This window comes from Candidatus Polarisedimenticolaceae bacterium (assembly GCA_036275915.1).
GTDB lineage: Bacteria > Acidobacteriota > Polarisedimenticolia > Polarisedimenticolales > DASRJG01 > DASRJG01.
This window is the reverse complement of the sequence record DASUCV010000001.1, coordinates 1-13,392: the sequence shown is the minus strand read 5'-3', so window position 1 is coordinate 13,392 and position 13,392 is coordinate 1. Positions and strand designations below refer to the sequence as shown.

Sequence of the window (13,392 nt, the reverse complement as noted above, 5' to 3'; positions counted from 1 at the left end):
GTGCGCAAAGCAGTCATCGCCTTCGTCGTCCTCGCGCTCGCCGCCGCCCTCGCGTGGTGGCGTCCGTGGGGCCCTTCGTACGCGCCGGTCGCCGGCAATACCGCGCTCGATACCTGGCGCGCGCCGTGGAACGCGGCGCCCGCTTCGGCGGAGGGCCGCCTCCCCAAGCGATGGATCGTCGTCGGGTGGGACGGCGCCGGATGGGACCTCCTCCTGCCGCTCGTCGATGCGGGGAAGATGCCCGCGCTCTCGAGCTTGATGCGCGAAGGCGGCTACGGCGCCATGAGGAGCTTCAAGCCGACCTTCTCGCCGGTGCTGTGGACGACCGTCGCGACCGGCGTCGATCCCGCCCATCACGGCATCCTCGCGTGGGGGCGTGTGGAGAACGGAGAGACGCGCCGCCTCTTCACGAATGCCGACCGGCGCGCGCGCGCGTTGTGGAACTTGATGACCGACGCCGGACGCCCGTCGCTCGTCGTCGGCTATCACAACACCTTCCCCGCCGACCGCATCGACGGCCTCATGGTCTCGAACTTCCTCTACCACGAGCACCTCGAAGACCGGATGGCGATCCACGACGACGCGACGAAGACCGGCGCCGGCCTCGTCTATCCGACCTCGCGCCTCCCGGAGATCTTGGCGATCCAGCGCGAGGTCACGCAGGCGATGCCGCCCGCCCTGCGCCGCTTCGCCGCGTACGGCCCCGCCGATGCAGCCGAATTCCAGGCGCCGCTCGCGCGCGCGCTGCGTGCGGGCGAGGACGAGCGCAAGTTCTTCCTCAAGAAGGCGTGGCTCTTCGACACGATGACCGGACGCATCGCCGAAGCCGAGTACCCCGCGATCCGCCCCGAGCTGGCGATGGTCCACTTCCAGTGCATCGACTTCGCGTCGCACTATTTTCTCTACTTCAAGGACCCCTCGCGCTTCGCATCGATGAAGTGGAGCAAGGACGAGCGCGCGTCGCTCGAGGCGCAGCAGCCGCTCTACGCCGGCACCGTCGAAGCGTTCGCGCGCTACGCCGACGAGTGGCTCGACAAGCTCTTGGCGCTTCGCGACGCCGACACCGGCGTGCTCTTGCTCTCCGACCACGGCTTCGAGCCCGAGGACAACCCCAAGCGCACCGGCGACCATCCCGACGCGCCGCCCGGGATCTTCGTCATCGCGGGTCCCGGCGTGAAGACCGGAAAGCTCCCCGACGCGACGCTCTACGACGTCATGCCCACGTTGGCGGCGGCTCTGGGATTGCCCGTCGCGAAGGACTTGAGATCATCACCGCGAGCCGACTGGTTCACGGCGCCGCTTCACGCCAAAGAGGTTGCGCATTACGGATCAGGGCAGGGCTATGTCCCCGACATCCCGCTGCCCGACGAGACCGAGAAAGAGCTGCTCGATCAGCTGCGCGCGATCGGTTACGTGCGATGACGGCGACTCTCCGCGAGCGTCTGCTGGAGAATCGGGATCACCGCGCGATCCTTGTCCCGTCCGGCCTCCTGCTTCGTCTCGATGAGTGCGTCGAGATCGAGGACGCGAACGCGGACTCCGTCGCCGAGATCCACCAGGCGTGATCGCGGTTCTAGCGACTGAAAGTCTCTTCCGGCGCCGATCGTGCCGAGAACGTCGAGAGGGCCAGAGCGTGTCGACAAGAGGTTGTGGCCGGGCCCGCCAAGGCGCGAAGCGTCGGGCTCGATCGTGCGACCGGCGGGGTCTCGATGGACAGCTCCCAAGCCCTTCAGCACTTCGAGCAGCCTCGCGACGTTGTCCGGCGACCGATCGGGAACGATGTCGAGATCGAACGTCGAGACCGGAGCGCCATGCAAGACGGCGCAGACGCCTCCGATCACGATGAACTTGACGTCGTGCGCGGCGAGGACGCGAAGAAGCCCCGAGACGTCAGCGGCGGTTGGCGGCACCGCGCAACGCCTCCAGCGATCGGATGTTGGACTCGAGCACTTGGAGCCGCTCGGCCGGCGTCAGCGACAGCATCCACCGGATGAGGGTGAGGTCGACGCCGTCCTCGGAATGGGTCCGCTCGTCTCGGTCCATGCGGCCATTGTAGCGTCTCAGCGATTCTCCGCGACGCTCGGCGCATCCTTCTTGATCGTGTAGTCGCCGGCGCGCAGCATCTCGTCGGCGGTCTGGAATACGGCCGCTGCGTCGTCCTCGAGCGATTGAAGGGCGGGGCTGCTCGCGCAGGTGGCGGCGCGGGTGAACGCGTCGCTGTCGCGGCCGCTCCGCGTGTAGCAGATGTCCGCGTGCTGGAGGCCGAGGGTGACGAGCGCTGTGTCGGTGAGGAGGCCGACGTCGCGGTTGTGCTGGACGAAGGCGCGGCCGCCCTCCGCGGGGAGATCGGTCAGGTCGGTACCGAGGAACGGCACGGGGCTGTCGCGGCCGGTGAGCGCCAAGAGCGTCGGGGCGAGATCGATCTGCGAGGCGAGCCGGTCGAGACGGCGGCCCTTCCACGCCGGGTCGGGCACGAGGAAGAGGCCGGGGATGCGGTAGCTCGGCGTCGGGATCACCTGCTCGCCGTAGACGCGCGCCCCATGATCGCCCTCGATGAGAACGAGCGTGTGATCGAGCAGGCCCTCGGCCCTCGCCTTGTCGAGGTAGTCGGCGAGCGCCCAGTCGGCGTAGGCGACCGCCGCATCGCGGTTCTGCCTCGCGGCCGGAAACGCGGTGCCGCGCTCGGGGACCTGGAACGGCCGGTGGTTGCTGACGGTCAAGACCGTCATGAACAGGCGCTCGCCTTTCGCCGCCGCGGCCTTCTGGCGCGCGAGCGCTTGCGCGAAGATCCACTCGTCGGCGACCCCTAGGACCGTGCTGAAGGCGTCTTTCGGATAGGCGTCGCGCTCGATGAACTCGTCGAAGCCGTTGTTCGGGAAGAACGGCTTCATGTCGTCGAACCGCCCCCAGCCGCCGTAGACGAAGGCGGTCTTGTACCCCTCGAGCTGGAAGACGCCGGCGAGCGTCGCCACCGGCGCGTGCTTCATCCGCTTCAGGACCGCGGCGCCGGGGAGCGGGACCATCGAGCAGAGCGTTCCCTCGAGACCGCGCACCGTGCGGTTTCCCGTCGCGGTGAGGTTCGTGAGCAGGAGCCCTTCGTTGCTCCAGCGGTCGAAGCCCGGCGTCTTGCGCTCGTGCCCGAGCGCGCCGATGAACTCGCTCCCGAGGCTCTCTTCGAGGATGACGACGACGTCCCAGGGCTTCGGCGAAGTGTCGGGAGTGGGGTCCGGGGGGGCGGCCGTCTCGGCGTCCGGCCCCATCCATGACGCATCGAGCACGACGGCCGCGCGGCGCCGCGCCAGGTTCTTCGGAAGCGTGCGGTAGTAGAGGGCGTAGTCGAGGTTGCCGGTGCGCACGGCGTGGGCGAAGCGCGCGACGCCGTTCTGTGCGATCTCGTTGACGATGCGGTCGGCGCTCACGTCGGAGGGAGCGAGCGCGAGGGCGCCGGCCGCTGACGTCGCAGCGACGAGCGTCACGGCGAGGCGCCGGACGCGGTCGCGCCGCCTCGGGGCCGGGAGCGTGAGCCCACGCATCGCGCGCATGCCGGCGGCGGCGAGGACGAGCCCGGCGACGACCGAGCCTGCCGCGACGAGCCCGACCCGGTAGCTCTCGTGGATGTTGCCGAGGACCTCGCCGGGGTTGCGCACGTAATCGACGGCGATGTTGTTGAAGCGGGAGTTGAACTCGTCGAAGAAGTACCACTCGACGGTGGCGAAGAACGTGGCCACGGCACCGAACGCGGCGAGCGCGGCGAAGCGGAGCGCCGGCCGCTCGAGCCACCTGAGCCGGAACAGCGACAGGCACAGCGCGAACGGGAGCGCGGCGAGCACGCCGACGAGGCCATCCATGAGCGCACCCACCGCGAGCGCGAGCACGGCGTCGCCGGCGCGGAAGGTTTCGTGAAACCCGACGTAGAGTAGGGTCCGCAGGACGGCGCCCACGACGACGAAGACGAACGGCACGTAAGCCGCCAGCCGCAGGCGAGAGGACCCGCTCATCAGAAGGTCTCCCCGGTCGTGACGAGGAGCTGGGGATGGAGCCCCGTTCCACCGGCATCGAACGGTAGCGCCACGTCGATGCGAACGACGTTCGCATGGGCCGAGCGCGTTTGCCCGATCCGGACGCCGAGGCCGACGTCCTTGAGCACGCCGAGGTGCGACGCGGGGTTCGGGTCCTCGCTGTGCGCCTTTCCGACGTCGGCGAAGACCGCGGCCCCGAGGCGGAAGAGGTGCACGAACTCGCGGTCGAGGTAGAAGCGCTGCTCGACGGTGAGGAGGATGCTGCGGTCTCCGACGGCGTACCGGAGCGGGTAGCCCCGCAATCCGTTGTCGCCGCCGAGGGTGATCTGCTGGTCGGCGTCGAGGTTGGTCGCCTCGGTCCACGACAGGCTGGAAAAGAACAGAGACCACTCGGCCCAGCGGTGGTAATAGCGCACGGCGGCGGTGGCGATCCCGTTCTCGACGCGGGTCGAGGTCACGCGGCCGTCGGCGGTGGCGGCGAGCGTGATGACCTGCCCCGCGCCCGGGGAGAAGCCCGACGTCCACGCGATGTCGACCATGCCCGCGCTGCGGTCGGCGCCGAACGCCGGTGACGCGAACCCGAGCCGGACGTTGAGGTCGCGCCCGAGGTTGAAGTCTTCCGTCCGGCCGAGCTTGTCCATGTCGTGGGCGCGGACGTACGCCTCGTGGAAGATCTCGAACCCGATCCACGGGTAGGAGAGGGTGCGGTCGGCGGGGAGCACGTTCGTCGCCCCCGGCTGGGGCAGCGGGGAGAAGAGCGAGTGGTCGTACGTGAACCCCGACAGGATGCGGTACGTCACGGTCCCGACGGTGGCCAGATGCCGCCCGTAGTACCCCTCGAAGAAGGTGCGGTCCTCCCGGAACTGGTCGGTGATCATCCCGAGCGCGTAGAGCGGGTCGGTCCTGAGGTTCGTCTCACCCCGGATCCCGGCGGCCCAGTCCTCGTCGACCTTCCAGAACCCGCGGTCGATCGCGGCCACGCTGGCCTTGCCGTCGCTGTTGTTCGAGTACCCGGCCTCGAGGCGCGCGTGCGTGCGCGCGAACATCGGGTCGACGTAGTCGATCCCGGTCTCGACGCGGTCAACCGAGCTTCGCCGCTCGATCTGGACGTTCTTGCCGAGGCCGAGGAAGTTCCCGTCCTGGATCCCGAAGTGGAGCGTGTTCGTGCCGCCGCTGCGCTTGAAGTTGAGGCCGGGCCGCAGCGTCCACACGTCGCGCGTGTGCACGATCACGTCGACCGTGTGTCCGTCGTAACGGACCGGCCGGATCGTGGCGTCGTAGAGGTAGCCGTTGTGGCGGAGGTGGCGCTCCGACTCGTCGAGCGCCGCACGGGAATAGCAATCGCCGGTCTTGAACGTGAGCTGCCGGAGGATGACGTTCGGGCGCGTCGTCACATGAAGCTTGTCGGCGGCCCGCAGGAGCTTCTTGTTCTCTTTCGGATCCTCTTTGTCGAAGATGTTCGCCGCGTCGACCGTGATCGTGCCGATGACGGCCCCCTGCGCTTCGAGCGCGGCGTCGTCGGGGACCTCGTCGTCGGACGGGTCCCGGAGCGGACCCTGAGGCACGATCGCCGCCTCGAGAGGGGCGGGGTCGCCGGCGGGCGCTTCCTGGGAGCTCACAGGGGGAATTCCGATACTACCCAGGACGAAAAGACACGCGCCCGCCCGCACGACCCCGCGCATAGGCCGAACGTACGGCCTTGACCCGAACGCAACCCGAACATCGGCGGATCCTGCGGTATCCTCTCCGTCCATGCGGATCTTGGTCGTCGAGGACAACGGCGAGGTCCGGGCTTTCGTCGAGACCACGCTCAAGGAAGCCGGATTCGACGTCCGCGGCGTCGCGACGTGCGCCGCGGCGGAGGCCGCCCTGCGTGAGGGCGGCTTCGCCGGCGTCGTGCTCGATTGGATGCTCCCGGACCGGCCCGGCATCGATCTGTGCCGCGGACTCCGGAGGGACGCGGACGCGACCCCGGTCCTCATGCTCACCGCTCGCGGCGACGTCGAGGATCGCGTCGCGGGGCTCGAGGCCGGCGCGGACGATTACCTGAAGAAGCCCTTCGCCGCCGCCGAGCTGCGCGCGCGCGTCAAGGCGCTCCTCCGTCGGGGCCCGCGTCTCGCGGACGAGATCGTCCGCATCGGTCCCGTCGAGGTCCAGACGTCCGCGCGCCGCGTCGTCGCAGGAACGCGCGAGGTGCCGCTCACGGCACGCGAGTTCGACATCCTCGAGACGCTGGCGCGCCAGCGCGGCCGTGTCGTTCCGCGATCGTCGCTCCTCCTCTCGGTCTGGGGGACCGACGACGACGCGTCGTCGGGGAGCCTCGAGGTCCTCATCGCGCGGCTGCGCCGGAAGCTCGCCGATGCCGGTGCGCCCGACGCCGTCCGGACACTCCGCGGCGTCGGCTACTCGCTGCGGTCGGAAGCGTGAAGCGTCCGACCCTCATCGGGCAGCTCTTCCGAGTTCACACGCTCGTCGTCACCATGGCCTGCGCCGCGCTCGTCCTCGCGACGATGGGCGCGTCGGCCATCCTCCTGCGCGAGCACCAGGACGAGACCCTGGAGGCGATCGGTGTCGAGGTCGCGAACGGGATCGAGGTCGAGGCGGCCGAGCAGAAGTTCGGCATGCTTCGGGCCGCACGCGAGTACTTCGCGGAAGCGGGGCTGCAAGGGTTCCGCTTCGAGCTCCTCGACAAGGAGGGCCACGTCGCCGAAGCGCTGGGCAAGGTCGCGGACTGGGACCCGGACGCGTTCGACGTCGCCATCAACGCCGCGGCGGTGACCGCGGTCCCCAAGGAGCGAGGAGCCGCCTCGGGGCACTTCCGCGCGTGCGCGCGCTGGTGCGGATCGGAGTACGTCGTGCGCGTCGTCACGACCGACGTCCTCCACCAATCCGAGGTGCGGCGATTCGGGGCGGTGCTTCTCGGCGCGCTTCCCGTCGCGGCGATCGTCGGCGCGCTCCTGGGTCGAGCCCTCTTCTCGCGGCGCCTCGTTCCGCTCGGACACCTCGAAGCCGCGGCCGCCGCATCCGCCGCCGATCCCGAGGTGCGGCTCGTCGTCGAAGCGAACGCACGCGAGATCGCGACGCTGCAAGATTCGTTCAACGGCCTCCTCGCCCGGCTGGGCGACGCGCTCGCGCGCGAGCGCCGCTTCAGCCAGGAGGCGAGCCACGAGCTGCGCACGCCGCTCGCGGCGATCCGGGGACGTCTCGAGCGGCTCGTCGTGGAGGGGTCGCTCTCCGCGCCGCAGGCCGCGCACGCGTCGCACGCGCTGCGCGAGGTCGATGCGTTGAACGCGCTCGTCGACGCGCTCCTCCTCCTCGCGCGCTCCGAGGCGGCACCGCTGCCGCAGACTCCCGTCAACCTGTGCGACCTCGCGCGGGCGATCGGCACGCGCCAGTCCGCGATGGTCGACGCTCCTGACGAGATCCTCGTGCGCGGGAGCGAGGAGCTGCTGGAGCGCGCGATCGCGAACCTCGTCGAGAACGCGCGGAAGTTCGCGGGGAGCGAGGCGCACGTGCGGGTGCGTGCCGTGAGGAACGGCACGACCGCGACCGTCACGGTCGACGACGACGGGCCCGGCGTCGCCGAGTCCGAGCGCGCGAGCGTCTTCGAGCGGTTCCACCGTGCCCCCGCGACGCGCCACACGACCGACGGCGTCGGCCTCGGGCTCGCCGTCGCCCGCGCGATCGTGCTCCGCCACCGCGGCACGATCGACTGCGGCACGAGCGACCTCGGCGGCGCCGCATTCCGCATCGTGATTCCGGTGCTGGAAGAACAGTTCACAGTCAACAGTTGACAGTCGACAGTACTGTTAACTGTTAACTGTTAACTGTTGACTGTCGACTTTCTTCGCTCGCGCCACGCCACATAGATCGCCGGAACGAGGTAGAGCGTTCCGAGCGTCGACAGCCCGAGCCCGCCGATGACGGCGAGCGCCAGCGGCTTCTGCAGCTCGGCGCCCGAGCCGAGGCCGAGGGCCAGCGGCAGGAGTCCGAACAGCGTGCAGAGCGTCGTCATGAGGATCGGGCGCAGCCTGACGATGCCCGCCTCGACCATCGCGTCGCGAGGAGGGAGGCCGTCCTGCTCGAGGCGGTGGGAATAATCGATGAGCATGATGCCGTTCTTGACGACGAGACCGATGAGGAGGATCAGTCCCATCGCAGACGAAACGTTCAGCTCGGTCCCCGTCACGAGGAGCAGGAGGAAGGCGCCCGCGAACGAGAGCGGCGCGACCGCGAGGATGACGAGCGCGGGCGCGAACGCGCGGAACTGCGCGACGAGGATGAGGAGCACGAGCGCGGCGGCGGCCCCGAGCACGAGCGCCAGCTCGCGGAACGCTTGGCTCTGCGCCTCGTCCTGGCCCCCGACCTCGATCAGGTAGCCGACGGGCAGCTCGAGTGACCCGAGCGTCTTCTTGACGTCGGCGACCGTGCCGCCGAGATCGCGATCCTCGATCCGCCCGGTGATCATGGCCATGGAGCGGAGGTTCTCCCGGAAGAGAAGCGCGGGGCCGTCCGACGGCGTCGCCGCGGCGAGGCTCGACAGGGGGACCATCTTTCCCTTGTCGCCCTCGATCGGCGTCGTGGCGAGCTTGGCGGGGTCGAAGCGGAAAGCGTCGGTGTAGCGCACGCGGACGGGAACGGTCCGATCCTCGAGCTGAAGGTCGGTCGCCGCCTCGCCGAGCCACGCCGCGGAGAGCTGATCGGCGACCTCCTGCACCGAGACGCCGAGGCGCGTCGCCGCGGCCCGGTCGATCGTCCAGTTCATCTCAGGGTTTCCGGTCTGCGGCCCGACGAGATCGACGAGCCCGCGGACCTTCTCGAGGCGCTCCTCGGCGCGATCCGCGATCGTCGCGAGGACCGCGGGATCGTCGCCGAAGATCTTGACCTCGACCGGCGCCGCCGCGCCCTCGAGGTCGCCGAGGACGTCCTGGAGGAGCTGCACGAACTCGACGTCGACCCCGGGGACGGCATCGTGCACCTTCCCGCGCAGCTCGTCGACGATCTCGTCGGCCGACCGGTGGCGGCGGCTCCGAGGAACGAGCCGGACGAGGATGTCGCCGCGGTTCTGCTCCGTGGCGAGCGGTCCCAGCTCCGATCCGGTGCGCCGCGAGAACGACGCGACCTCGGGGACCTTCGCGAGGAGCGCCTCGATCGCCTTGACGTCGCGATCGGTGTCGACGAGGGCCGTACCCGCCGGCGTGATGTAGTCGACGACGAAGCCGCCCTCATCCATCTTCGGGAGGAAGCCGGACGGGATGAGCACGTAGAGAACGGCGGCCCCGGCGATGAGGAGCGCCACCGCCGCCACGGCGAGGCGAGGGCGGGCGACAGCGCGCGCGAGCGTCCGGGAGTAGAGCGCGGGCCGCCAGGTGCGCTCGCCCTCCGCGCGTTTCTTGGGCAGCGCTCGCGCCGCAAGGACCGGAATGAGCGTGAGCGCCAAGACGAGCGAGAGGAGCACCGCCGACGACAGCGTCAGCGAGAGAGCGCGGAAGAACTGGCCCGCGACGCCCGAGAGCAAGCCGAGGGGAGCGAGCACGACGACGGTCGTCAGCGTCGATCCGACCACCGGCGCCACCAGCTCGCCGGTCGCCTCCGCGACGTCCTCGCGCCGGCGGTAGATGTTCTCGACGACGACGACCGCATCGTCGATGACGAGACCGATCGCGACGGCGATCCCGCCCATCGACATGAGGCTGATCGGCTCGTCGAACAGGCGCATGAAGACGAACGTCGCGAGGACGGTGAGGGGGAGCGTGATCGCCGCGATGACGGTCATGCGAAAGTCGCGAAGGAAGAAGGCGAGCACGAGGACCGCGAGGACGCCGCCGATCAGGATCGCGTCCCGCACGCTTCCGATCGCCGCCTCGACGAACTCGGCGAGATCGTAGACCTTCGTGATCGTCAGCCCCGACGGGAGGCTCGAGGCAAGGCCCGCCATCGCGCGCTCGACCTCGCCGCGTACCGAGACGGTGTTCGCGCTCGGCTGCTGGCTGATGCTGACGATCGCCGCCTCCCTGCCGTTCCCCGCGATGAGCCGCGTGCGGTCGGGCGAGCCCGGCGTCACCGCGGCGAGATCGCCGACGCGAACGACGGTGCCCTTGTCGAGAGCGATCGGCACCGCGGCGATGTCGTCCACCGACCTGAAGAGTCCCGCGGCGAGCTCGAGCGTCTGCCGGCCGCCCCGCACCGTCCGGCCGATCGGCTCGAGGCGGTTCGCGGCGCGGAGTGCGTCGGCGATCTTCGGGACCGTGACGCCGGACGCGGCGGCCTTCGCGGGATCCACCACGACCTCGATCTCCCGCGTGTCGCTCGCGAGCACCTCGATCTTGCCGACACCCCGCGCGCGCGCCAGCGCCGGGCGCATGACGTAGTACCCGTAGTCGTAGAGATCGGGGACGGAGAGGCCGCCGGTCAGGTTGAAGCTCAGGATCGGGAACTCGGAGAGGGTCACCCTCTCGACGTCGAGGTCGATGTTCTCCGGCAGCGACGAGCGGATCTCCGCGATGTGCGACTGCGCCTGCTGCAGCGCATTGTCCATGTCCGTCGTGTCCTCGAAGAGGGCCGAGATCTCGGTCGCTCCGCGGAAGGTCTTCGAGCGGACGCGGCGGATCCCCGGCACCTCCATGAGCGCTTGCTCGATCGGCCGCACGACGGTGAGCGCCATCGTCTTCGGGGGAAGAGTCCCGCTGTGGGCGATGACCATGACCCGCGGGAAGGCGAGCCGCGGGTAGATCGAGCTCGGAAGGAACGGCAGCGCGACGGCGCCCGCCAGGCACAGGAGCACGGTCGCGAGGACGACCGTGCGCTTGTGGGCGAGCGCGGTCTTGGCGGGGTTCATCCGCGGACGGCGATCTTCGCGCCGTCCGGCAGGCCCGCGGCGCCGCGCGAGACGACCTGCTCGTTGCCTTCGAGGCCGGAGACGATCTCGGCGTCGGGCTCGGCCACGATCCCGACCTCGACCTTGCGGCGGTGGGCGGCGTGGTCGTCGCCGGCGACGAACACGAACGCGTCGTCGCCGTCGCGGACGATCGCGGCCGCCGAGACGATGAGCACGTTCGCGTGCTCGCCCGCGACGATCTCGACGTGCACGGGGGTCCCCGAGGGCAGCCGCGTCGCCTTAGGAAGGCCGAGCCGCACGGTCGCGATCGCCGTCGTGGAATCGACGGCGCCGGGGACCGCGAGCACCGTCGCGGTCTCGGGCGGAAACGTCGCCGGGCCGATGACGCGCGCCGACGCTCCCGCCGTCACGTGCGGCAGGTCGGTCACCGGAACCGAGGCCTCGACCTGAAGCCGGGCCGGATCGACGAGCTCGAGGATCGGGTCGCCTCCCGGCTCGACGAGGTCGCCGGGATTGTGCGTGCGCACGGTGACGACGCCGTCGAACGGTGCGCGCACGACCGACCGCGCCGCCAGCTCCTTGGCGGCGGCGAGGGCGCTCTCCGACGCCGCAAGGGCCGACTCGGCGCTCGTCCGGTCGCGCCGCGCAGCCTCGAGGTCCTTCCCGGCGGCGATCCCGCGCTCGACGAGGTGGCTCTCCCGGTCGAAGGCGGCTTGGGCCGCCTCGAGGGCCGCCCGCGCGCTCTTGACGTCCGACTCGCGGGCGGAGAGGTCCGACGCGAGCGTCGGCACCTCGAACCGCACGAGAACTCCGCCCTTCGCGACGCGGTCGCCGACCGAAGCCGGCAGCTCGACGATGCGCGCCTCGGCGGGAGGGATCACGTCGAGCGCGGCGCCGGTCGCCGGCCTGACGACGGCGGCGGCGCTGACGAGCGCGCGGATCGTTCCCTTGCGCACGGTCTCGACCGATACGGGGACGACGCCGGTCGTCTCGACCTCCTCCTCGCCCTTCTTCGCGCAGGAGACCGCGAGAAGCGCGATCGCAAAACCAGCGACGATACGTCTCATGGGATCGGCGCTCCGATCTCTTCCTCGAGATCCGCCAGCGCCTCCTGGTACGAGAGGCCGGCGTCCACGGCGCGGCCGCGCGCGTCGCGCACCGCCGAGATCGCCTGGATCAGCTCGACGAGGCCCGTCTGCCCCGCGTGGTACGACTCTTCCGCCATCGACTCCACCTCGCGTGCCGTGGGCAGGATCTCGTCACGGTAGCGCGCGTACTGCTTGCCGCGCGCGTCCGCGAGCGTCCATGCCGAAGCGACCTTGGAGCGTACATCGGCGATCTGCGCTTCGCGCTCGGCCGTGAGCTGCGCGAGCGTCGCCTCCTCGAGCTTTGCCTCGGCGCCGTGATTGTGGAACACCGGCAGCGTCAGGGACACGCCCGCGCGCCAGCCCCAATCGAATTCCGGGTCGCGGTGCGTCACCGCTCCCATCACGCCGAAGTCCGGCCACCGCTGCGCACGCGCCAGGCTCACGCGATGATTCTGCTCGCGAAGGCGTCCCTCGAGCACCGTGAGATCGCCGTTGTGCGACAGGGCCGTCGCGGTCGCCGTCGCGAGATCCGGGATCACCCCTTCGCCGAGGTCGCCGGCCGTCGTCGTCTCGGCGTCGGTCGCGCGGCCGAGGAGCACGTTCAGCTCCGCGCGGCGCGAGGCCGCCAGCGCGAGCGCCGTCACCGCCTCGTTCTCGTTCTGTGCCGCCGCCATCTCCGTCTGGAGCTGCTCGAGACGGGGGGCATCGCCACTCTTGACGCGCTCGCGGACGGCGTCGCGCGAGCGCGCCGCCAGCGCGGCCATGCCCTGCGCCTCGGCGGCCGAGCGCTCCGCGGCGGCGAGCCCGAAGTACGCGCGCCGCACCTTCGCCCGTACCTCGATCGTCACCTTCGCGAGCGACGCTTGGCTCGTTCCCACGGCGGCCTCGGCCACGTCGATGCGCTTGCCACGCTTGCCGCCGGTCTCGATCGGGAACGTGAGGCTCAGCGCGTCGTGGGGCGTCTCCCGATCCTCTTCGAGAGCCAGCTCCGGGTTCGGCCGCTGCCGCGCGACACCGATACCGGCCTGCGCCACCGGCACCTGAAGGCGCTCGGCCGCGAGCGACGGGTTCGCGCGCTCGGCGAGCGCCATCGCCTCGTCGAGCGAGAGCGGCTCGGCGCGGGCAGCCGAGAGCGTAAGCACCGCGGCCAACGCCGCGGCCGGCAGGATGAGTCGACCAGGCATGTCCAGCGCCCCTTGGACGCCTATCCTACGTTCGGAAGCCGAACCCTGCCCAAATCGAAAGAGCAGGGCCAGGGGACGCCGTAGCGCAACCGTTCTATCGGGAACCATACGGCGATGCCAGGTGCTGTCAAGCAACAATTTCATCCCGCCGCCGCTTGACGATGCGCGTAGAATTCCGTCATGCCCAGCCGCGCTCTGGCGATCTCCCCCGGGGTCGCCCAACTCTTGCGAGACCGACGACAAGCCCTCGGCCTCACGCTGAG

The 13,392-nt window shown here is 70.3% G+C and carries 10 protein-coding genes; 3 read left to right on the top strand and 7 right to left on the bottom strand.

Going from position 1 to position 13,392, the window contains the following annotated elements; translation table 11 throughout:
* Entirely contained in the window at positions 1-1,422 is a 1,422-nt protein-coding gene (locus tag VFV19_00050; GenBank protein HEX4822681.1) for an alkaline phosphatase family protein, read from the top strand.
* Here the strand turns inward: VFV19_00050 and VFV19_00045 are convergent.
* From VFV19_00045 to VFV19_00030, 4 genes are read right to left on the bottom strand one after another with little or no spacing between them, the layout of a single operon-like run.
* Positions 1,410-1,910, bottom strand: coding sequence for a hypothetical protein (locus VFV19_00045; protein ID HEX4822680.1), 501 nt, complete (start codon positions 1,908-1,910; stop codon positions 1,410-1,412). The genes VFV19_00050 and VFV19_00045 overlap by 13 nt on opposite strands.
* Entirely contained in the window at positions 1,891-2,043 is a 153-nt protein-coding gene (locus VFV19_00040) for a hypothetical protein (protein ID HEX4822679.1), read from the bottom strand. The genes VFV19_00045 and VFV19_00040 overlap by 20 nt, the downstream gene beginning before the upstream one ends.
* A gap of 17 nt (positions 2,044-2,060) precedes the next feature.
* A complete protein-coding gene (locus VFV19_00035; protein HEX4822678.1) occupies positions 2,061-3,998 on the bottom strand; it encodes an LTA synthase family protein in 1,938 nt (645 codons plus the stop codon).
* A complete protein-coding gene (locus VFV19_00030) occupies positions 3,998-5,638 on the bottom strand; it encodes a POTRA domain-containing protein (GenBank protein ID HEX4822677.1) in 1,641 nt (546 codons plus the stop codon). The genes VFV19_00035 and VFV19_00030 overlap by 1 nt, the downstream gene beginning before the upstream one ends.
* A gap of 133 nt (positions 5,639-5,771) precedes the next feature.
* Here VFV19_00030 and VFV19_00025 point away from each other — a divergent pair, with 133 nt between their 5' ends.
* A complete protein-coding gene (locus VFV19_00025) occupies positions 5,772-6,446 on the top strand; it encodes a response regulator transcription factor (GenBank protein HEX4822676.1) in 675 nt (224 codons plus the stop codon).
* Positions 6,443-7,813 carry a HAMP domain-containing sensor histidine kinase gene (locus VFV19_00020; protein HEX4822675.1) on the top strand — a complete coding sequence of 457 codons (1,371 nt, stop codon included), beginning with the start codon at positions 6,443-6,445 and terminating at the stop codon, positions 7,811-7,813. The genes VFV19_00025 and VFV19_00020 overlap by 4 nt, the downstream gene beginning before the upstream one ends.
* Positions 7,814-7,842: 29 nt before the next feature.
* Here VFV19_00020 and VFV19_00015 read toward each other — a convergent pair whose 3' ends face one another.
* Genes VFV19_00015 through VFV19_00005 form a run of 3 tightly spaced genes read right to left on the bottom strand, consistent with a single transcriptional unit; the run spans position 7,843 to position 13,129 of the window.
* Positions 7,843-10,857, bottom strand: coding sequence for an efflux RND transporter permease subunit (locus VFV19_00015; GenBank protein ID HEX4822674.1), 3,015 nt, complete (start codon positions 10,855-10,857; stop codon positions 7,843-7,845).
* Positions 10,854-11,924: an efflux RND transporter periplasmic adaptor subunit gene (locus VFV19_00010; GenBank protein ID HEX4822673.1), complete on the bottom strand. Its 1,071-nt coding sequence runs from the start codon at positions 11,922-11,924 to the stop codon at positions 10,854-10,856. The genes VFV19_00015 and VFV19_00010 overlap by 4 nt, the downstream gene beginning before the upstream one ends.
* Entirely contained in the window at positions 11,921-13,129 is a 1,209-nt protein-coding gene (locus VFV19_00005) for a TolC family protein (protein HEX4822672.1), read from the bottom strand. Before VFV19_00005 ends, VFV19_00010 begins: the two co-directional genes overlap by 4 nt.
* Positions 13,130-13,392 lie beyond the last annotated feature (263 nt).